General features: G+C 50.7%; 26 protein-coding genes. All 26 read left to right on the forward strand.

The genetic code is table 11. From position 1 onward, the window contains the following. The first annotated feature begins 72 nt into the window (after positions 1–72). The 26 genes from Ga0123461_RS02175 to glmS all read left to right on the forward strand — a co-directional run bounded on the left by Ga0123461_RS02175 (position 73) and on the right by glmS (position 25,365). Positions 73–327 (forward strand): hypothetical protein, encoded by a 255-nt coding sequence (locus Ga0123461_RS02175; RefSeq protein ID WP_100276833.1) that lies wholly within the window; start codon positions 73–75, stop codon positions 325–327. A gap of 316 nt (positions 328–643) precedes the next feature. After that, positions 644–1,015 carry an NADH-quinone oxidoreductase subunit A gene (gene ndhC, locus Ga0123461_RS02180; protein ID WP_100276834.1) on the forward strand — a complete coding sequence of 124 codons (372 nt, stop codon included), beginning with the start codon at positions 644–646 and terminating at the stop codon, positions 1,013–1,015. After that, positions 1,006–1,482 (forward strand): NuoB/complex I 20 kDa subunit family protein, encoded by a 477-nt coding sequence (locus Ga0123461_RS02185; RefSeq protein WP_100265992.1) that lies wholly within the window; start codon positions 1,006–1,008, stop codon positions 1,480–1,482. The genes ndhC and Ga0123461_RS02185 overlap by 10 nt, the downstream gene beginning before the upstream one ends. A gap of 6 nt (positions 1,483–1,488) precedes the next feature. Next, entirely contained in the window at positions 1,489–2,106 is a 618-nt protein-coding gene (locus tag Ga0123461_RS02190; RefSeq protein WP_100276835.1) for a complex I 30 kDa subunit family protein, read from the forward strand. Beyond that, positions 2,099–3,277, forward strand: coding sequence for an NADH-quinone oxidoreductase subunit D (locus Ga0123461_RS02195; protein ID WP_100276836.1), 1,179 nt, complete (start codon positions 2,099–2,101; stop codon positions 3,275–3,277). The genes Ga0123461_RS02190 and Ga0123461_RS02195 overlap by 8 nt, the downstream gene beginning before the upstream one ends. Continuing rightward, positions 3,274–3,774: an NADH-quinone oxidoreductase subunit NuoE family protein gene (locus Ga0123461_RS02200; protein WP_100276837.1), complete on the forward strand. Its 501-nt coding sequence runs from the start codon at positions 3,274–3,276 to the stop codon at positions 3,772–3,774. The genes Ga0123461_RS02195 and Ga0123461_RS02200 overlap by 4 nt, the downstream gene beginning before the upstream one ends. Next, on the forward strand, positions 3,771–5,051 hold the full coding sequence (nuoF, locus tag Ga0123461_RS02205; protein ID WP_100276838.1) for an NADH-quinone oxidoreductase subunit NuoF: 1,281 nt from the start codon (positions 3,771–3,773) through the stop codon (positions 5,049–5,051). Before Ga0123461_RS02200 ends, nuoF begins: the two co-directional genes overlap by 4 nt. Next, a complete protein-coding gene (gene nuoG / locus Ga0123461_RS02210) occupies positions 5,048–7,405 on the forward strand; it encodes an NADH-quinone oxidoreductase subunit NuoG (RefSeq protein WP_100276839.1) in 2,358 nt (785 codons plus the stop codon). Before nuoF ends, nuoG begins: the two co-directional genes overlap by 4 nt. 70 nt (positions 7,406–7,475) lie before the next feature. Further along, complete coding sequence (nuoH, locus tag Ga0123461_RS02215; protein ID WP_100276840.1) at positions 7,476–8,537, forward strand: NADH-quinone oxidoreductase subunit NuoH; 1,062 nt, start codon at positions 7,476–7,478, stop codon at positions 8,535–8,537. 4 nt (positions 8,538–8,541) lie between these two features. Further along, complete coding sequence (nuoI, locus tag Ga0123461_RS02220) at positions 8,542–9,024, forward strand: NADH-quinone oxidoreductase subunit NuoI (protein WP_100276841.1); 483 nt, start codon at positions 8,542–8,544, stop codon at positions 9,022–9,024. Between the two features lie 21 nt (positions 9,025–9,045). Continuing rightward, complete coding sequence (locus tag Ga0123461_RS02225) at positions 9,046–9,630, forward strand: NADH-quinone oxidoreductase subunit J (protein WP_100276842.1); 585 nt, start codon at positions 9,046–9,048, stop codon at positions 9,628–9,630. After that, positions 9,630–9,935: an NADH-quinone oxidoreductase subunit NuoK gene (gene nuoK / locus Ga0123461_RS02230; RefSeq protein ID WP_100276843.1), complete on the forward strand. Its 306-nt coding sequence runs from the start codon at positions 9,630–9,632 to the stop codon at positions 9,933–9,935. The genes Ga0123461_RS02225 and nuoK overlap by 1 nt, the downstream gene beginning before the upstream one ends. A gap of 39 nt (positions 9,936–9,974) precedes the next feature. Then, entirely contained in the window at positions 9,975–11,963 is a 1,989-nt protein-coding gene (nuoL, locus tag Ga0123461_RS02235) for an NADH-quinone oxidoreductase subunit L (RefSeq protein WP_100276844.1), read from the forward strand. A 10-nt stretch (positions 11,964–11,973) separates the two neighbouring features. Then, positions 11,974–13,542 carry an NADH-quinone oxidoreductase subunit M gene (locus Ga0123461_RS02240; RefSeq protein ID WP_100276845.1) on the forward strand — a complete coding sequence of 523 codons (1,569 nt, stop codon included), beginning with the start codon at positions 11,974–11,976 and terminating at the stop codon, positions 13,540–13,542. Positions 13,543–13,554: 12 nt separating this feature from the next. Beyond that, positions 13,555–15,015 (forward strand): NADH-quinone oxidoreductase subunit N, encoded by a 1,461-nt coding sequence (locus Ga0123461_RS02245; RefSeq protein ID WP_100276846.1) that lies wholly within the window; start codon positions 13,555–13,557, stop codon positions 15,013–15,015. Between the two features lie 191 nt (positions 15,016–15,206). Beyond that, complete coding sequence (locus tag Ga0123461_RS02250) at positions 15,207–15,596, forward strand: ATP synthase subunit I (protein WP_100276847.1); 390 nt, start codon at positions 15,207–15,209, stop codon at positions 15,594–15,596. Beyond that, a complete protein-coding gene (atpB, locus tag Ga0123461_RS02255; RefSeq protein ID WP_100276848.1) occupies positions 15,589–16,413 on the forward strand; it encodes a F0F1 ATP synthase subunit A in 825 nt (274 codons plus the stop codon). Before Ga0123461_RS02250 ends, atpB begins: the two co-directional genes overlap by 8 nt. A gap of 28 nt (positions 16,414–16,441) precedes the next feature. Next, positions 16,442–16,696 carry a F0F1 ATP synthase subunit C gene (atpE, locus tag Ga0123461_RS02260; RefSeq protein ID WP_100276849.1) on the forward strand — a complete coding sequence of 85 codons (255 nt, stop codon included), beginning with the start codon at positions 16,442–16,444 and terminating at the stop codon, positions 16,694–16,696. 34 nt (positions 16,697–16,730) lie between these two features. After that, positions 16,731–17,213 carry a F0F1 ATP synthase subunit B gene (locus tag Ga0123461_RS02265; RefSeq protein ID WP_100276850.1) on the forward strand — a complete coding sequence of 161 codons (483 nt, stop codon included), beginning with the start codon at positions 16,731–16,733 and terminating at the stop codon, positions 17,211–17,213. Further along, positions 17,210–17,734, forward strand: a complete 525-nt coding sequence (locus Ga0123461_RS02270; protein ID WP_100276851.1) for a F0F1 ATP synthase subunit delta — start codon at positions 17,210–17,212, stop codon at positions 17,732–17,734. The genes Ga0123461_RS02265 and Ga0123461_RS02270 overlap by 4 nt, the downstream gene beginning before the upstream one ends. 32 nt (positions 17,735–17,766) lie before the next feature. Continuing rightward, positions 17,767–19,308, forward strand: a complete 1,542-nt coding sequence (gene atpA, locus Ga0123461_RS02275; protein ID WP_100276852.1) for a F0F1 ATP synthase subunit alpha — start codon at positions 17,767–17,769, stop codon at positions 19,306–19,308. 12 nt (positions 19,309–19,320) lie between these two features. Next, the gene (atpG, locus tag Ga0123461_RS02280) at positions 19,321–20,175 is read left to right on the forward strand and encodes a F0F1 ATP synthase subunit gamma (RefSeq protein WP_100276853.1); all 855 of its coding nucleotides are present in this window, start codon (positions 19,321–19,323) and stop codon (positions 20,173–20,175) included. A 29-nt stretch (positions 20,176–20,204) separates the two neighbouring features. Then, positions 20,205–21,596 carry a F0F1 ATP synthase subunit beta gene (gene atpD, locus Ga0123461_RS02285; protein WP_100276854.1) on the forward strand — a complete coding sequence of 464 codons (1,392 nt, stop codon included), beginning with the start codon at positions 20,205–20,207 and terminating at the stop codon, positions 21,594–21,596. Next, complete coding sequence (locus Ga0123461_RS02290) at positions 21,596–22,006, forward strand: F0F1 ATP synthase subunit epsilon (RefSeq protein WP_100276855.1); 411 nt, start codon at positions 21,596–21,598, stop codon at positions 22,004–22,006. Before atpD ends, Ga0123461_RS02290 begins: the two co-directional genes overlap by 1 nt. 135 nt (positions 22,007–22,141) lie before the next feature. Then, complete coding sequence (glmU, locus tag Ga0123461_RS02295; protein WP_100276856.1) at positions 22,142–23,539, forward strand: bifunctional UDP-N-acetylglucosamine diphosphorylase/glucosamine-1-phosphate N-acetyltransferase GlmU; 1,398 nt, start codon at positions 22,142–22,144, stop codon at positions 23,537–23,539. Beyond that, on the forward strand, positions 23,539–25,365 hold the full coding sequence (gene glmS / locus Ga0123461_RS02300; RefSeq protein WP_100276857.1) for a glutamine--fructose-6-phosphate transaminase (isomerizing): 1,827 nt from the start codon (positions 23,539–23,541) through the stop codon (positions 25,363–25,365). Before glmU ends, glmS begins: the two co-directional genes overlap by 1 nt. The last annotated feature ends 80 nt before the right edge of the window (positions 25,366–25,445 follow it).

Consider the following 25,445-nt stretch of genomic DNA (forward strand, 5'->3'; position numbering starts at 1 on the left):
GGATGCCCCGAGTCAGTCCCGCCTCCACACAGGAGTAAAGCCTCCACCTTATAACTCAGTTAGTGTGCAGCCATGAAGCACCATACCTATCTGGCCAGAGCGATGCGAATATTCGAGATCACGCGCCGTGCCCGATTCCGCAAGAGCGATCTGATTGAATTGATGGAGGGCGACCGCGATTACTCCGGTATGGATGCAATTATCGAGCAATACGGAATAAAGCCTCCGGCCAGCCAATACAGTAGAAAGGCAATAAAAAGAGCCTATGATCGGGCGTTACTGCGTGCGGGAGAGGCCGGACTTATAGATTCTTCTGCAGGGGAGTAGTTGGTGGCTGATTGCGCATGGCGGATGGTCTGAGAGTTTTCTGTGCGCAGCAATGTTTCAGCGGTTGCTGGTGAAAATTCCAAGTAGGGATATGGAGCTGCATGGGTGGTCTTGCGGTGAGGGTGTTTGCGTTTCAATCGCCTGTGTTTCCAAGGAAAAACGCGCATGTCTGTCATTTTTTTTCGCTTGTTTCTCCGTAGTTTTCATAAGGTTAAGTTCCGTTAATAAACTTGACCAGATGCCAGACGGATGGTAGCAAGCACACCCTGCTTTCGAGGGTAGAAGCAGGGGCTCAGTTTAGAGAGGAGGGGGTTCCATGGGCGCGGCTTATCTCGCGAACGAATACGCACCAATCTTTATCTTTATTATCATTGCTTTTGCCATGGGTGCAGCTCCGCTTGTGCTTACCCTGTTTCTGGCAGAGCAGAAGCCTAATGCCGAAAAGCTTTCGGCATATGAGTGTGGCTTCGAAGCATTTGAGGATGCGCGACTTCAGTTTGATGTCCGATTCTATCTGCTAGCAATTCTTTTTGTTGTCTTCGACCTTGAAAGTGCATTCCTGTTTCCGTGGGCGATCGTACTGGATCAGATCGGCCTGTTTGGTTTCGTTGAAATGGTGCTGTTCCTCCTGATTCTTCTGGTCGGGTACATTTATGCGTGGAAGAAAGGAGCCTTGCAATGGGAATAGAAGGTATTCTTGAAAAGGGCTTTATCACCACGACGGCTGATAAGCTCATTAATGGTGCCCGCTGCGGTTCTCTGTGGCCTATGACTTTTGGCCTGGCCTGCTGTGCGGTTGAGATGATGCATGCCGGTGCCTCCCGTTACGATCTTGACCGCTTTGGTATCGTGTTCCGTCCGTCTCCACGTCAGTCTGACGTGATGGTGGTGGCGGGTACGCTCTGTAATAAAATGGCACCTGCACTGCGCAAGGTTTATGATCAGATGTCTGAGCCGCGCTGGGTGATCTCCATGGGAAGCTGTGCCAATGGTGGCGGTTACTATCATTACTCCTACTCGGTAACACGCGGTTGTGACCGTATTGTGCCGGTGGATATTTATGTGCCGGGCTGTCCTCCGACGGCTGAGGCGCTTCTCTACGGCTTTATCCAGTTGCAAGAGAAGATCAAACGTACCAACACGATTGCGCGGTAGGTTAAGATGACAGACGAGAAATTACAGGATGATATCGGGGTGGCTGTGACCACTGATGTTTCGCCAGAGGTTAAAGGTCTGCGCGATAAGTTTGGCGATCAGCTTCTAAGTGTTGTAATGGGCCTTGATTGCGAAGTGGTGACGCTGGCGCGCGAGTCAATTGCCGATGCTTGTCACTTCCTGAAGAATGAGCAGGGATATGAGCAGATGATGGATCTCTGCGGCGTGGATAACAGTGAGCTTCCGGGCTGGAGTGATGCAAGCCCTCGATTTGAGGTGGTTTATAACCTGCTCTCTATTTCCCGCAACAAGCGCATCCGCATCAAAGTAGGTGCGAACGAGCGTGACCTGGTGGACTCGGTAACTGAAGTGTGGCCGACTGCCAACTGGTTTGAGCGCGAAGCGTTTGATATGTACGGCATTATCTTTAACAACCATCCGGATCTGCGTCGACTACTGACCGACTACGGTTTCGAGGGGTATCCGCTGCGTAAAGATTTCCCAATGATGGGTCGTGTTGAGATGTTCTTTGACGAGGCGCAGTGGCGTTGTGTTTATCGCCCGAACAAGCTTGAGGAACGCATTCTGATTGAGCGGACGTGGCCGGGGGTCGATCGTGGCTGAGATTAAAAACTATACCCTTAACTTTGGTCCCCAGCATCCTGCTGCGCATGGTGTGCTGCGTCTGGTTCTTGAGCTTGATGGTGAGGTTGTCGAGAAGGCCGATCCGCATATTGGCCTTCTGCATCGTGGTACCGAGAAGCTGTTCGAGTACAAAACCTACTTGCAGAATGTTCCCTATTTCGACCGTTTTGATTATGTCTCAATGATGGCCAACGAGCATGCTTATGCACTGGCTGTTGAGAAGATGCTTGGCATCGAGGCGCCTGAGCGCGCTCAGTATATCCGTGTGATGTATGCCGAGATTACCCGTATTCTTAACCACTGCATGTGGCTGGGCGCTGTTGCACTGGATATCGGTGCGATGACCGTATTTCTCTACTGCTTCCGTGAGCGCGAAGACCTTTTTGATTATTACGAAGAGGTGAGTGGCGCACGTATGCATGCGGCCTACTTCCGTCCCGGCGGCGTTTCCAAAGACCTTCCTGATGGGCTACTGGAGAAGATTAAAGGCTTCACCGAGCGCTTTCCAACCTATGTCGACGAGTATGAGACACTGCTGACTGAAAACCGTATCTGGAAGCAGCGTAACGTTGATATTGCAGTTGTTGATAAAGATACCGCTCTGGATATGGGTTTCTCCGGCCCGATGATTCGCGGTTCCGGCATTGAATGGGATCTGCGCAAGACCCAGCCGTATGATGCTTACGATAAGGTTGAATTCGATATTCCGGTGGGCGCTACCGGCGACTGTTATGATCGTTATCTGGTGCGTGTCGAGGAGATGCGCGAGTCCAACCGTATCATGGCTCAGTGTGTTGAATGGCTGGCTAACAATCCGGGCCCTGTAAAGGTCGAGGATTATAAGCTGACCAATCCGAAGCGTGCTGAGATGAAAAGCGATATGGAAGCGCTGATCCATCACTTTAAATATTTCCAGGAAGGTTTCCATGTGCCTGCCGGTGATGTCTATCAGGCCGTTGAGCATCCAAAGGGTGAGTTCGGTGTTTATATCGTCTCTGATGGCTCCAATAAGCCGTACAGGATGAAGGTTCGTGCGCCGGGCTTTGCCCATCTTGAAGCGCTGGATTACATGTGTCGAGGCCACATGATTGCCGATGTCGTGGCGATCCTTGGAACACAGGATATTGTATTTGGGGAGGTTGACCGATGAGTGCGGATACAGTTCGCTTCAGTGACGATCGTCTGGCCGAAATCGCCGAGTTGGTGAAACGTTACCCGGGCCCGCAGTCTGCCCTGATGCCTGTGCTGTATATGGCGCAGGAAGATTTCGGTTATATCTCCATGGACGCGCAGAAGATGATCGCGGATGTACTGGGCCTGCGCCTGATGCAGGTGCGTGAAGTGGTGACCTTTTATACCATGTTCAAAGAGCAGCCTACCGGTAAATACCTGCTTGAGGTATGCACCAATGCCGGCTGCATGCTTAATGGTGCATATGAGTTGGCTGATCACATGTGTGAAAGTCTCGGTATTAAAATGGGTGGGACTACAGCAGACGGGCTGTTCACTATCGCGGAGGTAGAGTGTGCCGGAGCTTGTGGCGGTGCCCCTGTAGTGCAGGTGAACAACATCTATCATGAGAAGGCAACAGCTGAATCGATGGACGCACTGATTACCCAGATACGTGCAGATGGGGGTGAGGCATGACCATCTCCTCCGACCCTAAACAGGTCACGCAGATCTGCTTTGACCGCATTAATATCCCGAACCAGAACAAACTTTCAGTAGCGCGTGAAAATGGCGCTTATGAGCTCCTGCCAACCGTGCTTGAAGAGTTCGATTCGGCAAAAATCATTGGTGAAGTAAAAACCTCAGGCCTGCGTGGTCGTGGTGGTGCTGGCTTCCCAACCGGGCTGAAGTGGTCGTTTGTGCCGCGCAACACCGGCAAGCCAACCTACCTGTTGTGCAATGCTGATGAGGGCGAACCTGGCACCTTTAAAGATCGCGATATTATGCGCTTTGATCCACACCTGCTTATTGAGGGCATGATCATGGCTGGCTTTGCACTCGATGTGCGCGATGCCTATATTTATATCCGTGGCGAATTCCTGCATGAGGCAAACGTGCTGAATGAAGCGATTGCCGAGGCGTATGCCGCTAACCTGCTGGGTGAGAACATCCTCGGAAGCGGTTACAGCATGAATCTGACCGTGCATCGCGGTGCGGGCGCTTATGTTTGTGGTGAAGAGACTGCGTTGATTGAGTCGCTCGAAGGGAAACCAGGCCGTCCGCGCTTTAAACCACCTTTCCCCGCTGTTGAGGGTTTCTACCGCTGCCCGACCGTGGTTAATAATGTTGAAACACTGGCAACGATTCCTGCCATCCTGAAGTTTGGCGGTGAGTGGCACGCATCAATCGGTATTCCTAATAATACCGGATGCAAGATCTTTTCGGTCTCCGGCCATGTAAATAAGCCTGGCAACTATGAGGTGCCTATGGGCACCTCGCTGAAGACGCTGATTGAAGAGTATTGTGGTGGTCTGCAGCACGGTAGCGTGCCTAAGGTGATTATTCCGGGCGGTTCATCCACGCCGTGGCTGACTGGTGAGCATTACGACACCCCGTTGACCTATGATGACCTGATGAAGGCTGGTTCCTTCCTGGGTTCCGGAGCAATTATTGTCATGGATGAGACAGCTGATCTTGTTGCGCTGACACACCGGCTGACCCATTTCTATGCGCACGAATCCTGCGGTCAGTGCACACCGTGCCGTGAAGGTACAGGCTGGCTTGAGCGTGTGATGGGCCGTGTAGAGAATGGTAAGGGCTGTGCAGCTGATGTGACTGTGCTGAAGGATGCTTCCGAGCATATGGCTGGCAGAACCATCTGTGCACTGGCAGAAGGTGCTGCTGCACCTGTTCTCTCCCTGCTCAAATACTTCCCTGAAGATGTGCAAACCCGTCTGGCGGAGAATGCAGAATGACCTCGCTATTTATTAACGACCAAGAAGTCGAAGTAACCCCGGGAACCAGTATTCTGGAGGCCTGCCGCCAGAATGAGGTTGATGTTCCATACTTCTGTTACCATCCGGAGCTTTCTGTGGCTGCGAACTGCCGCATGTGTCTGGTTGAGGTTGAGGGTTGGGGTAAGCCTGCCGCATCCTGCTGTACACCTGTTTCCGAAGGCATGAAGGTGAAAACCCAGACTGAAACGCTGGCTAAAGACCGTGAGATGATGATGGAGTATCTGTTGATTCACCATCCGCTTGATTGTCCTGTCTGTGATCAGGGTGGTAGCTGTAAACTTCAGGACTATACCGTTGAACATGGCGCTTCCAAGGGGCGTTACTCCGAGCCTAAGCGCGCAGTGATCAATTATGAGCTGGGCCCGTTCGTGAATACATGCATGACCCGTTGCATTCACTGCACCCGCTGTGTTCGTTTTGCCGATGAAGTCGCTGGTACGGGTGATATTGGCATTTTGAACCGCTCGGACCACATGACCATTGCCGGGATTGTTGAAGAGGCACTCTCATCTGAGCTCTCCGGTAACCTTCCGGACATCTGTCCTGTTGGCGCACTGCTCGATAAACCATCGCATGATGTTTCCCGCCCATGGGAGATGAACCGCCACGACAGCACCTGTACAGAATGCCCGAATGGTTGCGCTATCTCGATTGAGTCGCGTGGCGATGAGGTGATGCGTATACTTCCAGTGGATGGCAGTCCTGAACCATGGATCTGTGATCGCGGTCGTTATGTGTATGATGCATTCCGCTCTGATAGTCGTATTCTCGAACCAAAGGTCCGCACTGATGGCGAGTTGCAGTCAGCTGATTGGGGTGATGCGTTTGATCGCACCATCGACCTGTTAAAAGATAAGAAGGTGGGGATCGTTTTCTCATCGCAGTGGAGTGTTGAGGGGCAATTGGCGATTAGCCTGATGCGCGATGCACTTTTCCCTGATGCCAAGGTCGCTTTTGACCTGCATCGTCGTGATATGCGTCCATTTGCATTCGAAGAGGGCCTAGCCATGACAACCAGCCAGATCGAAGCTGCTGATCAGGTTGTAATCCTTGGATCAGATCTGCGTCAACGGCTGCCACTGCTGATGCAGCGACTGCGCAAACGTGGTCGTGCCGGTAAACCTGTATCCCGTATTGGTGCCATGAACTACCGCACCAATATGGAGATCAGTAGCGAAGCACTGATTCGCCCACGTGACTGGGCCGCTGTGATTGCACGTGCCATGGAGCAGGTCTCCGAGTTGGGTAAAACAGCAGCTGGATTTGATGCATGGCTAGGGTCTGTTTCCGAACGTCATGAAGCAGGCAAAATTCTTGCTGATGCGCTGATCTCGGATAGTTGTGCACTGCTTGTTGGTGAAGAGATTCGTTCGCATGAAGATGCTGCCGCCCTGATTCATGGGCTTGACCTTCTGATGCGTGCCTGTGGTCATGCCGAAGCTGGTAATGATGGTCGTAACCTTATTCCTGAGGGAATGAATGCTCAGGCATTGTCTGCTGTGTTTGCCGATGGACGTGTCAGTGCCGGTGAGATTTTTGCTGCAGCAACTGCGGGTGAACTGGATGCATTGATTCTGGTCGGTAGTGATCCGATTGGTGATGGCCTGTTTCCGTCGGCCGCCAAGGAAGCTTTGCAGAAGGTGCCTCTGGTTCAGATCGGTTCGATCTCAGGTGAGATGGGCGAATATGCAGAAGTTCAGCTTCCGGCAGCTGCTTATTCCGAAATTGAAGGTACGTTTGTAAATATGGAAGGCCGCGTTCGTGTGGCAACCAACCCAATTAAGTCACTTGGTCAGGAGCGTCCACTCTGGAAGGTGATGATGCGCCTTATTCAGGTGATGGGTGGTGAGGTTCCTGTTGTGAGTCTGGATGAGTTGCGCAGTGAGGTTTGTAAGCGCATGTCATCACTCTCTGATGCATGGTGCGCCACTGGCCAGGAAAGTGCCTTGATTGCTCCAGTGCGTAATCGTGACGCAGCAGCACTACCTAAAGCCAGGACAGACAGTTTTGAGCTGGACGTAGTGAGTCGCTACTCCATGTATCGTGAAGGTATGTGGGCGCGTGCTTCTGCACTGCTGTCAGAAGCGGGAAGGATCAATGCACTGGATGATGTGCTGGTTCACCCGGAAACATTGGCTGCCAAGGGGTTGAGTGCTGGCGAACTTCAAGTCACCTCATTCCTTGGTAAACAGAGTTATAACATCGGCGTGCGTGAGGATGTGGCTCCAGGTGTACTATTCGTCGCTAAACGTGGCGTAGCCGGTGATCTCTCCGATGTTGCTGCGGCTACTGTCGATGGAGGTGCGGTATGACAATTTTGCAGGATGGCAAAATTGCACGCGCAAACGCGCGCCTGCAAGGTACTGCGCATGGAGGTGCAGTATGACACCTATTGATATGGCTATTCAGGCCGGTATCTGGGCGTTGGAAATTCTGGCAATTGCTGCTCCTGTGGCGCTCTCTGTTGCCTATATTACCTATTTCGAACGCCGTATTATCGGTTGGGTACAGGTTCGTCAGGGCTGTAACCGTGTTGGTCCTGCAGGTCTTCTGCAGCCGCTTGCTGATGGTCTGAAGCTGTTCCTGAAAGAGACCATTATTCCTGCTCGTGCCAATAAGCTGCTGTTTGTCGGCGCGCCGCTTATGTCACTGGTTCCAGCTCTGATTGCGTTTGCTGTTGTTCCATTTGGTGAAACTTCATTGTTTGGTATCTGGGACACCCCTCATGTGATGGCGATTTCCAATCTAAACATGGGCCTGCTCTATGTGATGGCGATCTCTTCACTCTCGATCTACGGCGTGCTGATGGCAGGCTGGGCATCGAACTCAAAATATCCGATTATCGGATCGATCCGTTCTACCTGTCAGATGATCTCTTATGAGATATCCATGGGCTTTGGCCTTGTAACTGTGATGATGCTGGCCGGTTCACTTAATCTTTCCGATATCGTGCATGCTCAGGCTGGGGGCATTCTGCACTGGTACATGATCCCACTGTTTCCAATGCTGATTGTTTACTTTATCTCCGGTTGTGCGGAAGTAGGGCGTACCCCCTTCGATCTGACTGAAACTGAAGAGTTGGTATCAGGTTATCACACTGAGTATTCGGGCATGTGGTTTGCCACCTTCTCGTTGGCTGAGTATGGCGCCATGATCCTGATCAGTCTGATGACCTCGATTATGTTTCTGGGTGGCTGGTATGCGCCAATTCCTGCTCTGGACGTTATCCCGGGCACCTTCTGGTTGCTGGGTAAAACCGCATTCCTGATCTTTGTATTCATCTGGTTCCGGGCCACGTTCCCGCGTTACCGTTACGATCAGATGATGAGGCTGGGTTGGAAGATCTTCCTGCCGTGGACACTGGGCTGGATTTTTGTAATGGGTCTGTGCATCTATACACCGGGTCTGGATAACATTATCGACTTCTGGCTGGCGTGGAGGTAATGGCATGCTGAAACGAGCGTTTAAAACCTGGTTTCTGTGGGAGCTGCTGATTGGTTTGTCAGTGACTGGCCGCTACCTGTTCAAGAAGAAGATCACGATTCAGTATCCTGAAGAGAGGACGCCGCTTTCACCGCGTTTCCGTGGTCTGCATGCGTTGCGTCGATACGAGTCAGGTGAAGAGCGTTGCATCGCATGTAAGCTTTGCGAAGTGGTCTGCCCTGCAACGGCAATTTGGATTGAGTCAGAAGAGCGAGAGGACGGTTCGCGCCGCACCACCCGCTATGACATTGATTTTTCCAAGTGCATTTACTGTGGCTTCTGCCAGGAGGCATGCCCGGTTGATGCCATCGTTGAGACGCAGGAGTTTGAGTATTCATGCGAAACGCGTGATGGCCTCTACTACAACAAAGAGATGCTACTGGCCAACGGTGACCGTAATGAGAAACAGATCGCAGCGAACCTCGCTGCTGATGCGCGCTACAGTTAAGCGCGGAAATTAGGAGGGAAGATGCTCGAAACCGCGTTTTTTTACATGTTCGGAGGCCTCGCTGTACTCTCCGGCATGGGTGTGGTGCTGGCGCGCAATACCATGCACTCGGTGATGTTTCTTATTTTCTGTTTCTTCAATGCATCAGGCCTGTTCTTCCTGCTTGATGCGGAGTTCCTCGGTATCATCCTGATTCTGATCTATGTCGGTGCTGTCATGGTGCTGTTCATGTTTGTGATCATGATGCTGGAAGTGAATGTGGCGAAACTGCGTGAAGGGTTTCTACAGTATCTGCCGCTGGGCGGCATGATTGCCGCGATTCTGATGATTGAGTTTATTGCTGCAGCCAGCTCTGGTGTGTTTGCCGAGGGTGCGATGGCGACTGCCGCGCATATTGGCCAAGAAGTGAACAACACCAAGGAGATAGGCAAGGTGCTCTATACCAAGTATCTGCTCGGCTTCGAGATTGCTGCAATTATCCTGCTGGTTGCACTGATTGGTGCGGTTGTGCTGACCATTCGTGAGCGAAAGGATGCCAAATACCAGAATATGTCTGCGCAGGTGAAAGTGCGCAGGGAAGATCGTGTTCGCAAGGTGAGTATGTGATGGTTGGACTCTCTCAATATCTAATCGTCGGTGCAGCCCTGTTTTCGCTGGGGATCATCGGCCTGTTTTTGAATCGTAAAAACGTGATAACAATTTTGATGTGCATCGAGCTGATGTTGTTGGCTGTGAATATCAACTTTGTCGCATTTTCACACTATTTGAATGACCTGTCCGGTCAGATATTTGTCTTTTTCGTATTGACGGTAGCCGCATGTGAAGTTGCGGTGGGCCTTGCGATTCTTGTTTCATTCTATCGACTGCGTCGATCGATCGATATCGAAGATATCAATACGTTGCAGGGATAAGGGGGAGTTCCAGTGCAAGAGACCGCATTAACACTGAGTATGACCGAACTGCTCGCCATTCCCGCGCTGCCGTTGATTGGCGCGTTGGTTGTCGGCCTGTTCGGCTGGGCCATGAAAGAGAGAGTCGCCCACACGATCACCTCCGCTTGTGTGATTCTCGCTGCACTGCTGTCGATTCATGTGTTTACACAGGTGCTGGCAGGGGCTTCATTTCACGGCAACCTCTGGACCTGGATGATTGCTGGTGATTTCGTTGTGCCGGTGGGGCTGCTGATTGACCGACTGACCACCATCATGATGATCACGGTGACTATCGTTTCAGCCTGTGTGCATATCTATACCATTGGATATATGCATGGTGATCCGGGTTATCCGCGTTTCTTTGCATACATCTCAGCATTTACCTTCTCGATGCTGGTGCTGGTGATGGGTAACAATTTCTTCACCCTCTTCTTCGGTTGGGAGGCTGTAGGTCTCTTCTCCTACCTGCTGATCGGCTTCTGGTTCAAGCGTGAGAGTGCCAATTATGCTTCGATGAAGGCATTTATTGTGAACCGTATCGGCGATTTTGGTTTTGCAGTAGGTATCCTGGCGGTTTGGTACTTCTACGGTTCGGTTGAATACAAGACAGTTTTTGCCATGACACCTGATTTCGTGGCACAGAATATCACCCTCGGTTTCATGGGCTGGGAAATTGCGGCAATCACCTTTATCTGTCTGGCACTGTTTGTCGGTGCGATGGGTAAATCCGGTCAGGTTCCGCTGCATGTATGGCTGCCTGACTCCATGGAAGGCCCAACTCCGATCTCCGCACTGATCCATGCTGCAACGATGGTAACAGCGGGTGTGTTCATGGTGGCGCGTCTCTCGCCGATGTTTGAGTTCTCAGAAACTGCGCTGGTTGTAGTGACACTGGTCGGTGCGATAACCGCCTGGATGTGCGCCACCATCGGTCTGGTGCAGAACGATATTAAACGCGTTATTGCATACTCCACCTGTTCACAGCTTGGTTACATGTTTGTCGGCCTGGGTGTCTCTGCCTACTCGGCCAGTATCTTCCACCTGATGACACACGCTTACTTTAAGGCGCTCCTATTCTTGGCAGCCGGCTCTGTTATTCATGCTGTGATGGCTGAGCAGGATATTCGCAAGATGGGGCAGCTGCGCAAGTATATGCCGGTTACCTACATCACCATGTTCCTCGCTGCACTTGCACTGGCTGGTGTGCCGCCATTTGCAGGTTTCTTCTCCAAGGACCTGATCATTGAAGCGACGATGATACGCGAATTCACCGAATATGGGTGGGTTGGCAGCTTCGCAACCTTTGCGGTGCTGACAGGCGTATTTATGACCGCCTTCTACACCTTCCGTATGTTCTTCCTCACCTTCCATAACTCGGATCGTGTTGATTCACATACCAAGTCACATCTGCACGAGTCACCTAAGGTGATCACCATTCCACTGATGATTCTTGCCGTTGGCGCAGTTGGATCCGGTCTCTGGGGTGTGTCAGTTCTGGACATTGCCAATCCTGAAGTCATCAATGGTTACTTCGGTGACGCCATCTTTGTACTTGATGCGCATAATCCGCTGATGGCCTTGGCTGCAGAGGGAGGCGCTCACGGTGCTTTGGGTATGATGCTGCATGCACCATTCACTCTTCCATTCTGGCTGGCACTGGGCGGAATCGGACTTGCCTACTTCATGTATTTCAAAGAGACCAAGATGCCAGCGAAGATTGCTGCAGCATCCGGCCCTGTTTACACCTTCCTGCTTAACAAATGGTACTGGGACGAGCTCTACGAGAAGATTTTTATTACTCCGGCTCGTGCGCTCGGTACCTTCCTGTGGCAGAAGGGTGACCTTGACATGATCGACAAGGGTGCGATCCACAAGGGTATTATTGATAATATCATAGCCGGTGCTGCGCGTATGCGTGCGATGCAAACCGGTTTTGTATACCACTATGCATTTGCGATGGTGACGGGTGTCTTCGGATTCCTTACCTATCTACTGCTGAAGGCTTAAGGGGAGAGAAATGGAGTTGCATAACGTTCTGGACTTTCCGATTCTCTCGCTGAGCATCTTCCTGCCGCTGGCAGGTGCTCTAGTGATCTGGCTGTTCGTTAAAGGTGATGATGCAGTACGCTGGGCTAGCCTTGCTGTGTCTGTCGCCGCATTTATCGTCACACTGCCGCTGGCGTTGATGTTTGATAAGACAACGGCGCATATGCAGTTTGAAGAGTTCGCGCCGTGGATATCTACATTTAACATTAATTATCAGCTCGGTGTTGACGGTATCTCGATGCCGTTCATCATATTAACCAGCTTCCTGACTGTGGTCTGTATAGTTTCGGCCTGGCGCTGCATTCAGAATCGTGTCAAAGAGTACATGATCGCATTTCTCGTGCTTGAAACCACGCTGATTGGCGTGTTCAGTTCACTCGATGCAGTACTGTTCTACTTCTTCTGGGAAGCGCTACTGATTCCAATGTATCTGATTATCGGTATATGGGGTGGTAAGAACCGTGTGTATGCCACACTGAAATTCTTCCTCTATACACTGGCTGGTTCTGTGTTGATGCTGATTGCGCTGCTGGCCATGTATTTCGAGGCAGGTAAGACATTCAGCATGCTGGCCTTCATGGATTACCCGTTTAATCTTGAGTGGCAGATCTGGATCTTTATCGCCTTCTTCATTGCCTTTGCTGTGAAGGTGCCGATGTGGCCAGTACATACCTGGCTTCCTGATGCGCATACAGAGGCTCCGACTGCAGGCTCTGTTATCCTGGCCGGTATCCTGCTGAAGATGGGCGCCTATGGCTTCCTGCGCTTCTCTCTGCCGATGGTGCCAGACGCTTCCCAGTATTTTGTTCCATTCATGGTTGCGCTCTCACTGGTGGCTATCGTTTACATCTCATTTGTGGCGATGATGCAGACGGATATGAAGCGTCTAATCGCCTACTCATCAATTGCCCACATGGGCTTTGTAACACTGGGTACATTCATGTTTACTCAGGCTGCTGTTGAGGGTGCGGTCATCGGTATGATTTCGCATGGCTTTGTCGCTGCTGCGCTCTTCCTCTGTGTTGGTGTGATGTACGATCGCCTGCATACACGAGAGATTGGTGATTACGGCGGGGTTGTGAATGTGATGCCGGTCTTTGCAGCTGTGATGCTCTTCTTCTGTATGGCCAATATCGCTCTTCCAGGTGCCTCGGCATTCGTGGGCGAGATCATGGTTCTGATTGGTACTTTTGAAGCCAACCCAGTATACATGGATGTTTCGACCAAGTGGGTTGCAATTGCAGCGACCTCCAGCGTGGTACTTTCAGCCTGTTATACACTCTGGATGTACAAGCGGGTGGTGATGGGTGATCTGGTTAAGGATTCGGTTAAATCGATGAAGGATATGACAGCACGTGAGTTCGGCTTCTTTGTGCCGCTGATGCTGCTGACCCTGTGGATGGGGTTCTATCCTTTGCCATTCCTGGATATTTTACATGTGTCAGTTGAGCATCTGATTGCTCAGGCCACAACAAGCAAGCTGGATGCAGCTGCAGTACTGGTTCAGGCGATGCCTGTACTTGATGCTGTGCATCATTGAGGAATATAAAACATGGCTAATGTGACTTTCCCATTCCCGTTCCCTGATCACCTGATCACGCTGCTGCCTGAGATGATCGTTGCGATCATGGCAATGGCACTGCTGCTCATCGATGTGTTTATCACCAAGGGCAGCAAGGTGACTGCTTACCTGGCAATCCTGACAACGATTGTCGCTGGCTTTGCTACATATGCACTGCAGGGGCCAGAGCCTCTGGTGGCTTTCTACGGTTTCTTCGTATTCGATGCGTTTGCAGTCTTTAGCAAGATACTCATCTTTGCTGCAACCGGCATGGCGATGATACTGTCGCTGGAGTATATGAAGGATGAGAAACATATCGGCGAATATTATGTGCTGATGCTGTTTGCTATGCTCGGTATGATGCTGATGGTTTCATCCAACAACTTTATCACCATGTACTTGGGTCTGGAGTTGATGGCGCTTTCTGTCTACGTATTGGTTGCCTACCAGCGTGATGTTCTGCGTTCCAATGAGGCGGCACTGAAGTATTTCATTCTTGGAGCCCTCTCTTCCGGCATGCTTCTTTACGGTATCACTTTCCTTTACGGCGTCTCCGGCAGCTTTGAATTCGCAGTGATGGGTGAAAAGCTTGCACATGCAGAGGGCAATGCAGCTACTGCCGTAATGCTTGGTCTTGTTTTCCTGATCGCTGGTCTTGGATTCAAGGTTTCAATGGCTCCGTTCCATATGTGGACCCCGGATGCCTATGAAGGTGCACCAACTCCGATTACCGCCTTCATGTCAGTGGCTCCCAAGGTGGCTGGATTTGTGATCTTCATGCGTATCATTGTTGATCTTCTGCCATCGCTGCAGCACGAATATCAGACGATCCTGACAGGCATTGCGGTTCTGACGATCGCTATCGGTAACCTGGCTGCAATCGCCCAGCGTAACATCAAACGTATGCTGGCTTATTCTACTGTCGGCCATGTCGGTTTTATCATGATGGGCCTTCTTGCAGGGACCCCGGAAGGCTTCTCAGGTATTCTCGTATATCTGTCGATCTACCTGGTGATGACCATGGGTGTGTTTGCTGTCATTATCCTGATGCGTCGCGAAGGTATTCAGGGCGAGCTTCTGGATGATTTTGCTGGACTTTCAAAGGTGCGTCCCGGTTATGCTCTGGCGATGGGGCTGTTCATGTTCTCTATGGCCGGCATTCCTTTTCTTGGTGGATTCTGGGCCAAGTATGTTGTCTTTATGGCCGCTGTAGAGGCGGGTCACCTTTATCTGGTTCTCTATGCTCTTTTGTTCTCCGCCGTGGGTGCGTTCTACTACCTGCGCGTCGTCAAATATATTTACTTTGATGAAGAGCGCGTGGCATTCAACTTTATTGAAAGCAAGCCTATGCAGGCGACTGTATTTGTGACGGCTGTAACGATCGTGTTCCTGGGGTTGTTCCCGGAAGCACTATTTGAGGTCTGCAGGCAGGCACTTGGTGGATTGGTTTAAGTAATTATAGTGCTGCAGTAGCAGGTTATGTTTACTCTCCATTGCTATGGTCGGATTAAGCTTCATAACTATGCTTGTGCAGGATTATTTGCTTGATCAGGTGGGGCTGTTTAGCTACAATGCGCCACCGCACGAATCGAGGGAGAGGGTTTGCACTGTCTCTATAGCTCGGCTGATCAAATGAGGCGTAAATGTCTTTGTTAAAAGAATCTGCAGTTGGCCTGATGGTGCGCTTGCAGATACTGGTCGGAGCAGTTGGTTTTATCGGCTTGATGCTGTATGATCAATCCAACGCTGCGTTGTCACTGCTGTATGGTGTAACCATGATGGTTGTGAATTCACTCTGGCTTTCCAGGCGACTGGATAAGACTCGAGGGATGGATGTTAGCGGCAGTAAGCGCTCGCTCTATGTTGGGGCCGTGCTTAGGTTTGTGGCGCTGATTGCCGGCTTGATGCTGGCGCATCTGGCGGGGCTTCACTTGCTGGTGGTGGCTGCTGGAGTTTTTGTTGCGCAGGCTGTAGTTTTTGTGTCTGCGCTGATAGGTTTTAGAAAAGAGTACAAAGGAGGGGGACTTGGCTGATCAGAGTCACGGTGACGGCGGAATTGCCGGCCATCTGCAGTATTGGACGCTAAAGATTGATGAATCCAATCCGTTCATGCAGATCCATTTAGATACTATGCTTGTTTCACTTGTAGTTGCCGGACTTATGTTTGGTTTTGCACTGTGGTTGAAAGGCAGGCTTGTGAGTGGTGCGCCAAGTGGTGCCCAGAATGCTGTTGAGTCTGTTGTCGGGTTTGTTGACCAGACCGTGAGAGACAACTTCCCTGTACATAACCCGTTAATTGCGCCTCTGGCATTTACCGTTTTTGTGTTTATTGCACTGATTAATACAATCGATATCCTGCCGGCGTTCCTGCTTGGAAATGTTGCTCATCTGTTCGGTGTAGAGCACTTCCGTCCTGTTCCAACCAATGACCTTAACCTTCCTGCTGCAATGGCTGTCTCTGTCTTCGTGCTGGTTCTGTACTACGAATTCAAGCTCAAGCCTGTGCATTTCTGCAAAGAACTGCTTATGGAGCCGTTCACTAACTTGGTTCCTGGATTCCTGAAGCCAGTTGTGATGCCGATTAATCTTATTTTGAAACTCGTTGAAGAGGTGGCTAAGCCATTGTCACTCTCCTTCCGACTCTTTGGTAACATGTTTGCCGGAGAGGTTATCTTCCTGCTGATCGCATTCCTGCTGCTGGGTGGCGGCACTGTCGGCATGGCTGCGGGTTTCTTTGTTGGTCTGGGATGGACGATATTCCATCTGTTTATCGGTCTTCTTCAGGCATTTATCTTCATGATTCTTACGGTGGTGTATCTGTCAATTGCGCACCAACCGGTAGAGCACTAATTATTTATAACGATAGGAGTATATAAATATGGACGCAACAACAATCATTACAGCTGCAACCGCAATTTCGGTCGGCATTATCTTGGCTGCTGCAGGCATGGGTTCTGCAATTGGCTGGGGTCTTATCTGCTCGAAGGCTCTCGAAGGTATCTCTCGTCAGCCAGAAATGCGCCCACAGTTGATGTTTAACATGTTCATCTTTGCAGGTTTGATGGAGTCTTTCCCATTCATCGTCATGGCTTTCGCTCTGTGGTTCCTGTTCGCAAACCCATTCCTGGGTTAATAGAAAGAACATTGGAATTTAAAGAGGAGGTCGTATGAGTTTAGACCTGACATTTATCGGTCAGATCGTAATTTTCCTGACGCTGGTAATCCTGATGAGGAAATACCTGTATGGACCAATGATCGATCTGATGGAAGCTCGCTCCCAGAAGATTGCTGACGGTCTTGCTGCAGCGGATGCTGGCAATGAAGCCAAGGCTCTGGCTGAAGCGGAAATTGCAGATCAGTTGAAAGAGGCTCGCAACAAGGCTGTTGAGATCATTGCCTCTGCTGAGAAGCGTTCAGCAGAGATCAATGAGGAAGCTGTTGTTAAGGCTCGTGACGAGGCTCAGTTGATCGTTGATGCTGCTCGTGATGAGGTTAACGCCGAGTTGAGTCGTGCCCGACAGACGCTGCGTGCTGAGGTTGCTGGTATTGCGATGCTGGCAGCTGAGCGTGTTGTTGAATCCGAGCTGGATGCAAGTCGCCACGCCAAGTTGGTTGAGGGTATTGTTAGCACTGGGTTTGGTAACGCATGAGCACGTCACAGATATCCCGTCGATACGCACGCGCTCTGTTCGACCTGATTCAGGAAGGCACAGATTTACGTGAAGACCTGGCATCAGTTGCATCAGCTGCTTCTGAAGCCCAGGTGGCTGCGCTTTTAGACTCTCCGGAATATCCGGCAGCTCTGAAACAGACTGTAATCATTAAGTCTGCCGGCGGTGAGATATCTGCAGAAGTAGTCCGACTGGTTGGCATGCTTGCTGAGCGTAACAAAGCTGTGCTGCTTCCTGAGATTGCGACGCTGGTTGAAGAGATGATTCACGAGGCAGAGAGCGAGCTGGAAGCAGAGGTTACAGTCGCAGCACCAATTGATGAAGCCATGCAGGGCAAGCTGTCCAAGGCACTGGAGACATCAACTGGCAAAAAGGTGCGTCTATCCATATCAGAGGATAAAACAATCCTTGGTGGCATGGTGGTTCGCATTGGCGACCGCAAAATTGATTATTCGTTGCGTACGAAGTTGACCGGCCTGGGCCGTGCTCTGGCTTCTTAAGCAAACAGATTGAGTATTAGAGGAATATACGTATGAAGCTCGATACCGCAGAAATTAGTTCGATTATTAAAGAACAGATCAAAGGTTTTGAAGCAGCCGCTGCTGATGCCAATGTTGGTCAGATTATCTCCGTTGGTGATGGTGTTGCACTGATTCATGGTCTCTCCGGAGCCATGGCTGGTGAAATGCTGGAATTCCCGGGTGGAATCATGGGCATGGTACTCAACCTTGAAGAGGCTAGCGTCGGTGCTGTGATCTTCGGTGAGTTCACTACCCTTGGTGAAGGCGACGAAGTCAAATGTACTGGTAAGATCTTTGAGGTTCCGGTTGGTCCTGAGCTGAAGGGTCGCGTTGTTAACGCACTTGGCCAGCCTATTGACGGTAAAGGCCCGATCAATCCAACTGGCTATGATGCCGTTGAGAAGATCGCACCTGGCGTTATCGAACGTAAATCTGTGGATCAGCCGCTCCAGACCGGTATCAAAGCAATTGACTCCATGGTTCCTGTAGGTCGCGGCCAGCGTGAGCTGATCATTGGTGACCGCCAGACTGGTAAGACTGCTATCGCAATTGACACCATCATCAATCAGAAAGACGCTGGTGTTACATGTGTGTACGTAGCAATTGGCCAGAAAGCCTCTACAGTAGCTTCGGTTGTTCGTACTCTTAAAGAGCATGGCGCTCTAGATAATACCATCATTGTTGCAGCATCGGCTTCCGAGTCTGCTGCACTTCAGTTTATTGCTCCTTACTCTGGCTGCACCATGGGCGAGTACTTCCGTGATCGCGGTGAAGATGCACTGATCGTATATGATGATCTGACCAAGCAAGCTTGGGCGTACCGTCAGGTTTCACTGATTCTTCGTCGTCCTCCAGGTCGTGAAGCATATCCTGGTGATGTATTCTACCTGCACTCTCGTCTGTTGGAGCGTGCATCCCGTGTTGATGCAACATACGTTGAGAAATTCACCAACGGTGAAGTGACTGGCAAGACTGGTTCGTTGACTGCACTGCCAATCATCGAAACTCAGGAAGGCGATGTGTCCGCATTCATTCCTACCAACGTAATCTCTATTACTGACGGTCAGATCTTCCTTGAAACCAGCCTGTTTAATGCGGGTCAGCGTCCGGCGATCAACGCAGGTCTCTCTGTATCACGTGTTGGTGGTGCTGCTCAGACTAAGGCGATGAAGAAGGTTGGTGGCGGTCTGCGTCTGGATCTGGCTCAGTATCGTGAGCTGGCTGCATTCGCTCAGTTCGCATCTGATCTTGACGAAGCTACACGTATGCAGATCGAACGTGGTAAGCGTGGCATGGAGATCCTCAAGCAGGATGAAAATAACCCACAATCCGTAGCAGAAATGACTGCAGTATTGTATGCGCTTAACAATGGCGATCTGGACGATGTTGAAGTAACCAAGGTTGTTGCATTCCAGAAAGCATACCTGGCTCACTTGAACTCTCAGTGCACATCTCTGGTCGAAGGACTGAATGAGACACCTGCACTGAATGAACAGGTTGAAGAGGGACTACAGAAAGCTGTCGCTGACTTTAAGTCAACCGGCACATACTGATAGGAGACGACTGTGGCTTCAGCTAAGGAAATTCGGACTCAGATTGGTGCAATCCAGAACACTGGTAAAATCACCAAGGCTATGGAGATGGTTGCCGCATCCAAGATGCGCAAGGCACAGGATCGCGTAGTTGCTGCTCGTTCTTACGCTGAAGGCATCAAGCGTGTTGTTGGTAACATGATGCACGCGCATGCTGAATACCAGCATCCATTTCTTGTCGAACGTGAACAGATCAAGAAGGTTGGTGTCATTGTTGTCACTACCGATAAGGGTCTCTGTGGCGGTCTTAATACCAACGCATTGAAAGCTGCCCTTGGCCTGATGAAGGCGCAGGAAGCTGAGGTTGAGGTGTTTACTATCGGTAAACGCGCTGGCCTGTTTATGAAGCGTATTGGCGTCAAGATTAATGGTGTTGCTGAAAACATTTCAGATACGCCTGAACTCTCGGACATTCTTGGTGTAGTTACACTTGCTATGGATAAGTATATCTCTGGTGAGCTTGATGAGGTTCATCTGGTATTCAGTGAGTTCGTTAACACAATGACTCAGAGCCCGATTACAATGCGTCTGATGCCGTGCCCTGTGCCGGAATCAGAATCAACAGGTTACTGGGACTACCTTTATGAACCTGAGGCTAAAGATGTTCTCGAGGGCGTTCTGCGTCGCTACGTAGAATCTCTGGTTTATCACGCAGTACTGGAAAACAAAGCATGTGAACAGTCTGCACGAATGGTGGCAATGAAAGCTGCAACAGATAATTCAAAAGACATTGTTAGTGATCTTAAAATCACATACAACAAGGCCCGTCAGGCCGCCATTACGCAGGAACTGGCAGAGATTTGTGCTGGTGCGGCTGCGGCTGGTTAACAGTTTAGATTTTTAGGAGAGGTCAGAAAATGAGTACAGGAACTATTGTCCAGGTGATCGGTCCGGTAGTGGACATCCGCTTTAACGCTGGTGAGCTACCAAAAATTTATAACGCTCTGAAGATGTCAGATCCAAAACTGACACTGGAAGTTCAGCAGCATCTCGGTGATAACACCGTACGTACCATTGCTCTGGGAACTACAGATGGCCTTAAACGCGGCATGACTGCAGATGACACCGGCGCAGCGATTAAGGTTCCTGTTGGTAAGGCAACTCTCGGTCGTATCATGAACGTGCTCGGCGAAGGCATCGACTTTGAAGGCGAAGAGGTTAATTCCGAAGATCGCTGGGAAATCCATCGCGCTGCTCCTACATTTGAAGAACTCTCCCCGGCTCAGGAAATTCTTGAAACCGGCATTAAGGTAATTGACCTGATGGCTCCTATCGCCAAGGGCGGTAAGGTTGGCCTGTTCGGCGGTGCCGGCGTTGGTAAGACCGTTAACATGATGGAGCTGATCAATAACATCGCGAAAGCACACGGTGGTTTCTCCGTATTCGCAGGTGTTGGTGAGCGTACTCGTGAAGGAAACGACTTCTACTACGAGATGAAAGAGTCCAACGTTCTTGACAAGGTTGCACTTGTTTATGGTCAGATGAATGAGCCTCCAGGTAACCGTCTTCGCGTTGCACTGACTGGCCTGACTATGGCTGAGTACTTCCGTGACCAGGGTCTCGACGTACTGATCTTCATCGACAACATCTACCGTTACTCACTGGCTGGTGTTGAGGTTTCTGCACTGCTCGGTCGTATGCCGTCTGCTGTGGGTTATCAGCCTAACCTGGCTGAAGAGATGGGTCGTCTGCAGGAGCGTATTGCTTCTACCAAGACTGGTTCTATCACATCTGTTCAGGCCGTTTACGTACCTGCGGATGACTTGACCGATCCGGCACCTGCTACCACCTTTGCGCATCTGGACTCTACAATCGTACTGTCCCGTCAGATCGCTGAGCTCGGTATCTACCCTGCTGTTGATCCACTTGACTCTACTTCCCGTCAGCTTGATCCTAAGATTATTGGTATCGAACACTATGACGTGGCCCAGGGCGTTCAGAAGACCCTGCAGCGTTATAAAGAGCTTCAGGACATCATCGCGATTCTGGGTATGGATGAGCTTTCAGACGAAGATAAGATGGCAGTTAACCGCGCACGTAAGATTCAGCGTTTCCTCTCTCAGCCATTCCATGTTGCTGAAGTATTTACTGGTTCTCCAGGTGTATACGCCAAGAAAGATGAGGCTATCAAAGGCTTCAAGGGCATCCTGGCTGGTGAGTATGATCACCTTCCAGAGCAGGCTTTCTACATGGTTGGTGGCATCGAAGAGGCTGTTGCTAAAGCTGAGAAGATGGCGGCTAAAGGCTAATGGCTTCTACCATGCAAGTGCTGGTCGCTACTGCTGAACGCGAGGTTTATCGCGGCGAAGCTGAGTTCCTGGTTGCACCTGGTGCGGCTGGTGAACTCGGTATTATGCCGAAGCATACCCCTCTGCTCAGTGCACTGACCACCGGTGAACTCCGCATTACCAATGGCGAAACTGTTGATGAGGTGTTCGTTTCAGGCGGCTACATGGAAGTGCAGCCTGATATGATTACTATTCTCTCTGACTCTGCAGAGCGTGCTGCTGATATTGATGAAGCCTCTGCTATTGAAGCAGAACGCAAAGCTAAAGAGGTCCTTGATTCGAAACATGAGGATATCGATTATGCTGCAGCTGAAGCTGAACTCTCCATGATGACTGCGCGTCTGATCTGGCTGAGAAAGAAGAAAAGGTAATAATAGAATCGTTTGGTTTAAAAGGGCTGCACTCTGTGCGGCCCTTTTTTTGTCAAAGTCACTGCATTCCAATTATTTTGATCTATAATAGCTGCTGTTCTATCTTAACGCCCACTATTCCATCGGAGGAAATCTATGAGCAAACTCCATTATCCGGATTTGCAGGTTTGTGTATTAGCTGCAGGCAAAGGCAAACGGATGTGTTCCAATCTCCCCAAGGTTCTGCACAAGGTGCTTGGCAGGGCTATGATTGATCATGTTCTTCATACAGTAGAAGCCCTGCGGCCGAAATCCATTGCTCTGGTGACTGGCCACGCCTCTGAGATGGTTCGCGAGCATGTAGGGCAACCAGCCAACCTTGATTGGGTAATTCAGGATAAACAGCTGGGGACCGGCCATGCTGTTCAGCAGTGTGAAAGGGTGATTCGTGATGTTCGTGATGTTCTGATTGTTTGTGGTGATACACCTCTACTAACTGTTGATACATTGGCTCACCTGGTTGATGAACACAGGCGTGCAGGGACAGATGTCACAGTGTTAACTGCCAAACCAGTGAATCCATTCGGTTACGGCAGAATTGTTCGTGATGAGTCAGGGAATGTTACCAGCATTGTAGAGCAGAAGGATGCTACCGATGAACAGCGTCTGATTGGTGAGGTCAGCAGTGGTATCTACTGTGTACGGCATGAGGTTCTGTTTGACCTGCTGCATCTTATTGAAAACCGGAATGCCCAGGAGGAGTATTACCTTCCCGATATCGTGCCGCTGGCACTAAAGGCAGGCCAGTCTGTTGCAGCAGTCGCAATGAACGACTCTGATGAGATGGTTGGGGTGAATGACCGTGTAGATCTCGCTCATGTCGAAGGTCTCATGCAGAAGCATATTATTCAGGACTGGCAGCGCAGAGGCGTTACTATTGAAAAGCCGGACACTGTACGAATTGAGGCCGGGGTTAAGATTGGAATTGATACGGTCATTCAGGCTGGCTGCTATCTCATCGGCACCACCAATGTCGGTGATGAGTGTCGTGTTGGCCCCAATGCAGTGCTGGTAAATGCATGGCTTGATGATCGGGTGAATGTTTATGCGTTCAGCCATATCCATGGTGCAAGTGTTGGTTCCGATACGCTTGTTGGTCCATACGCCCGTCTTCGTCCTGGTGCACAACTGGATGAGGAAGTACATATAGGCAATTTCGTAGAGGTTAAAAAGTCAGTTGTTGGACGGGGAAGCAAGATTAATCACCTCTCCTATATCGGCGACGCTGTAATTGGCAGCTCATGTAATATCGGGGCGGGCACGATTACCTGCAACTACGATGGCGCTAATAAGTTTGTTACTGAAATCGGCGACAATGTGTTTGTTGGCTCTGATACGCAACTGGTGGCACCGGTGAAAGTCGGCAGTGATTCCACCATTGGTGCGGGCAGCACAATCACCCGTAACGTTACTGAGGGTGGCCTGACGCTCTCTGAGCGCAATGCTGAGCGTTATATTTCTGGCTGGAAACGACCGCAGAAGGACAACGGCTGATGTGCGGCATAGTTGGTGCGATAGCTGACAGAAATGTCCTTCCCATCCTCTTGGAGGGGCTGCAGAGGTTGGAGTATCGCGGTTATGACTCTGCCGGTGTGGCCGTCAGGGATGCGAAAGGGGGGCTGAAGAGATTCAGGGCACTCGGCAAGGTTGCTGTTCTTAAAGAGCTAGTTGATCAATCAGATGTCACAGGTGATCTCGGCATTGCTCACACCCGTTGGGCAACACATGGTGCTCCTGCAGAACGCAATGCTCACCCACATATGAGCGGCGTCAAGGTGGCTGTGGTCCATAACGGTATTATTGAAAACCACAATGAGTTGCGTGATCGTCTTACAGGTCACGGGTACGTTTTCACCTCCGAAACGGACACTGAGGTGATTGCTCACTTGATGGCTGATAAGTTGGAGGCGGGTAAAAGCCTACTTGCAGCTGTTGTTGATGTGGCTGCAGAGTTGGAAGGCGCCTATGCACTCGCAGCATCCAGTCCAGAAGATCACGATCGTATTGTAGTGACACGTGAAGGCAGCCCACTGGTGATCGGGCTGGGTGAAGGTGAGAACTTCATAGCATCCGACGTTATGGCCCTGCTGTCGGTCACGCGCAGGTTTATCTTTCTTGAAGAGGGTGATGTTGCCGAAGTTCGGCGTGATGGAGTCACCATCTATAATGCAGCTGGTGAAGAGGTTACGCGTGAGATCAAAGAGTCTGCGCTCTCCAATGCCAATATCGATAAAGGGCCATATGCGCATTATATGCTCAAGGAGATCTATGAGCAGCCGGGCGTGATATCGGAAACGCTGGAGGGGCGCATTCACAAGGGGCGTCTGCTCGAGGCAAGTTTTGGCCATGAGACAACAGCACTGTTGGACAAGACCAAGCATGTACAGATTGTCGCTTGTGGCACCAGCTATCACGCAGGACTTGTTGCGAAATACTGGCTTGAAGAGGTCGGTGTTGGCTGCAGTGTCGAGGTGGCGAGCGAGTATCGCTACCGTAAGGTGGTTGTTCCCGAAGGTTCCCTGCTAATCACAATCTCCCAGTCAGGTGAAACGGCCGATACGCTTGCGGCCCTGCGTGACAGTTGTTCAAAGGGGTACATTGGCAGTCTTACCGTCTGCAATGTTCCTGAAAGCTCCCTGGTACGCGAGTCGGATGTCTGCTTCATGACCCGTGCCGGTACTGAGATCGGTGTTGCTTCCACTAAAGCGTTTACCACTCAGCTGGTGGCACTGCGTCTGTTGATGATCGCTCTCGCACGGCGAAAGGGGCTAACCCCCGAAGAAGAAGAGACGATGGTCAACGAGCTTCATTCGCTTCCGCGTCAGGTTGAGGTCGTGCTGGAACTGGCTGATAAGATTCAGATCATGGCTGAGGACTTTTCGGACAAGCACAATGCGCTGTTTCTTGGTCGTGGTGCCTTCTACCCGGTGGCTATGGAAGGTGCTCTCAAGCTCAAGGAGATCTCCTACATTCATGCCGAGGCTTATCCTGCTGGCGAGTTGAAACACGGCCCCTTGGCGCTGGTAGATGAAACCATGCCTGTGGTCTGTGCACTGCCTGATGATCCACTGCTCGAGAAGGTGCTCTCAAATCTTCAGGAGGTTCGTGCCCGTGGTGGAGAGCTTTTCCTGTTTTCTGACCATAAGGTCAATATCGGTCTCGATCGATACCAGAGCCTGACATTGGCGGATATCTACCCGGGTACTGCGCCAATCGTCTACAGCATTCCGCTGCAGCTATTGGCCTATCATGTTGCCCTGCTCAAAGGTACCGATGTTGATCAGCCACGCAATCTCGCCAAGTCGGTGACGGTTGAATAACTTATAACGAAGCTGGTATTATGATTCATCTTCTAGATTGGGTTGTGGCCACAGTAACTATAGGAAAGGGCGGTTCATTG

It is taken from the genome of Mariprofundus aestuarium (genome assembly GCF_002795805.1).
In the GTDB taxonomy this organism is placed as follows: domain Bacteria; phylum Pseudomonadota; class Zetaproteobacteria; order Mariprofundales; family Mariprofundaceae; genus Mariprofundus; species Mariprofundus aestuarium.

Excerpts from the sequence above, each read along its gene's own strand:
- Ga0123461_RS02250 (WP_100276847.1), top strand. The coding sequence starts at position 15,207 with ATGTCTTTGTTAAAAGAATCTGCAGTTGGCCTGATGGTGCGCTTGCAG.
- Ga0123461_RS02270 (WP_100276851.1), top strand. The coding sequence starts at position 17,210 with ATGAGCACGTCACAGATATCCCGTCGATACGCACGCGCTCTGTTCGAC.
- ndhC (WP_100276834.1), top strand. The coding sequence starts at position 644 with ATGGGCGCGGCTTATCTCGCGAACGAATACGCACCAATCTTTATCTTT.
- Ga0123461_RS02240 (WP_100276845.1), top strand. The coding sequence starts at position 11,974 with ATGGAGTTGCATAACGTTCTGGACTTTCCGATTCTCTCGCTGAGCATC.
- nuoL (WP_100276844.1), top strand. The coding sequence starts at position 9,975 with ATGACCGAACTGCTCGCCATTCCCGCGCTGCCGTTGATTGGCGCGTTG.
- Ga0123461_RS02225 (WP_100276842.1), top strand. The coding sequence starts at position 9,046 with ATGCTCGAAACCGCGTTTTTTTACATGTTCGGAGGCCTCGCTGTACTC.
- atpA (WP_100276852.1), top strand. The coding sequence starts at position 17,767 with ATGAAGCTCGATACCGCAGAAATTAGTTCGATTATTAAAGAACAGATC.
- Ga0123461_RS02175 (WP_100276833.1), top strand. The coding sequence starts at position 73 with ATGAAGCACCATACCTATCTGGCCAGAGCGATGCGAATATTCGAGATC.
- nuoG (WP_100276839.1), top strand. The coding sequence starts at position 5,048 with ATGACCTCGCTATTTATTAACGACCAAGAAGTCGAAGTAACCCCGGGA.
- Ga0123461_RS02200 (WP_100276837.1), top strand. The coding sequence starts at position 3,274 with ATGAGTGCGGATACAGTTCGCTTCAGTGACGATCGTCTGGCCGAAATC.
- Ga0123461_RS02185 (WP_100265992.1), top strand. The coding sequence starts at position 1,006 with ATGGGAATAGAAGGTATTCTTGAAAAGGGCTTTATCACCACGACGGCT.
- nuoK (WP_100276843.1), top strand. The coding sequence starts at position 9,630 with ATGGTTGGACTCTCTCAATATCTAATCGTCGGTGCAGCCCTGTTTTCG.
- Ga0123461_RS02190 (WP_100276835.1), top strand. The coding sequence starts at position 1,489 with ATGACAGACGAGAAATTACAGGATGATATCGGGGTGGCTGTGACCACT.
- glmU (WP_100276856.1), top strand. The coding sequence starts at position 22,142 with ATGAGCAAACTCCATTATCCGGATTTGCAGGTTTGTGTATTAGCTGCA.
- Ga0123461_RS02245 (WP_100276846.1), top strand. The coding sequence starts at position 13,555 with ATGGCTAATGTGACTTTCCCATTCCCGTTCCCTGATCACCTGATCACG.
- atpD (WP_100276854.1), top strand. The coding sequence starts at position 20,205 with ATGAGTACAGGAACTATTGTCCAGGTGATCGGTCCGGTAGTGGACATC.
- nuoF (WP_100276838.1), top strand. The coding sequence starts at position 3,771 with ATGACCATCTCCTCCGACCCTAAACAGGTCACGCAGATCTGCTTTGAC.
- atpE (WP_100276849.1), top strand. The coding sequence starts at position 16,442 with ATGGACGCAACAACAATCATTACAGCTGCAACCGCAATTTCGGTCGGC.
- glmS (WP_100276857.1), top strand. The coding sequence starts at position 23,539 with ATGTGCGGCATAGTTGGTGCGATAGCTGACAGAAATGTCCTTCCCATC.
- nuoH (WP_100276840.1), top strand. The coding sequence starts at position 7,476 with ATGACACCTATTGATATGGCTATTCAGGCCGGTATCTGGGCGTTGGAA.
- Ga0123461_RS02265 (WP_100276850.1), top strand. The coding sequence starts at position 16,731 with ATGAGTTTAGACCTGACATTTATCGGTCAGATCGTAATTTTCCTGACG.
- nuoI (WP_100276841.1), top strand. The coding sequence starts at position 8,542 with ATGCTGAAACGAGCGTTTAAAACCTGGTTTCTGTGGGAGCTGCTGATT.
- Ga0123461_RS02290 (WP_100276855.1), top strand. The coding sequence starts at position 21,596 with ATGGCTTCTACCATGCAAGTGCTGGTCGCTACTGCTGAACGCGAGGTT.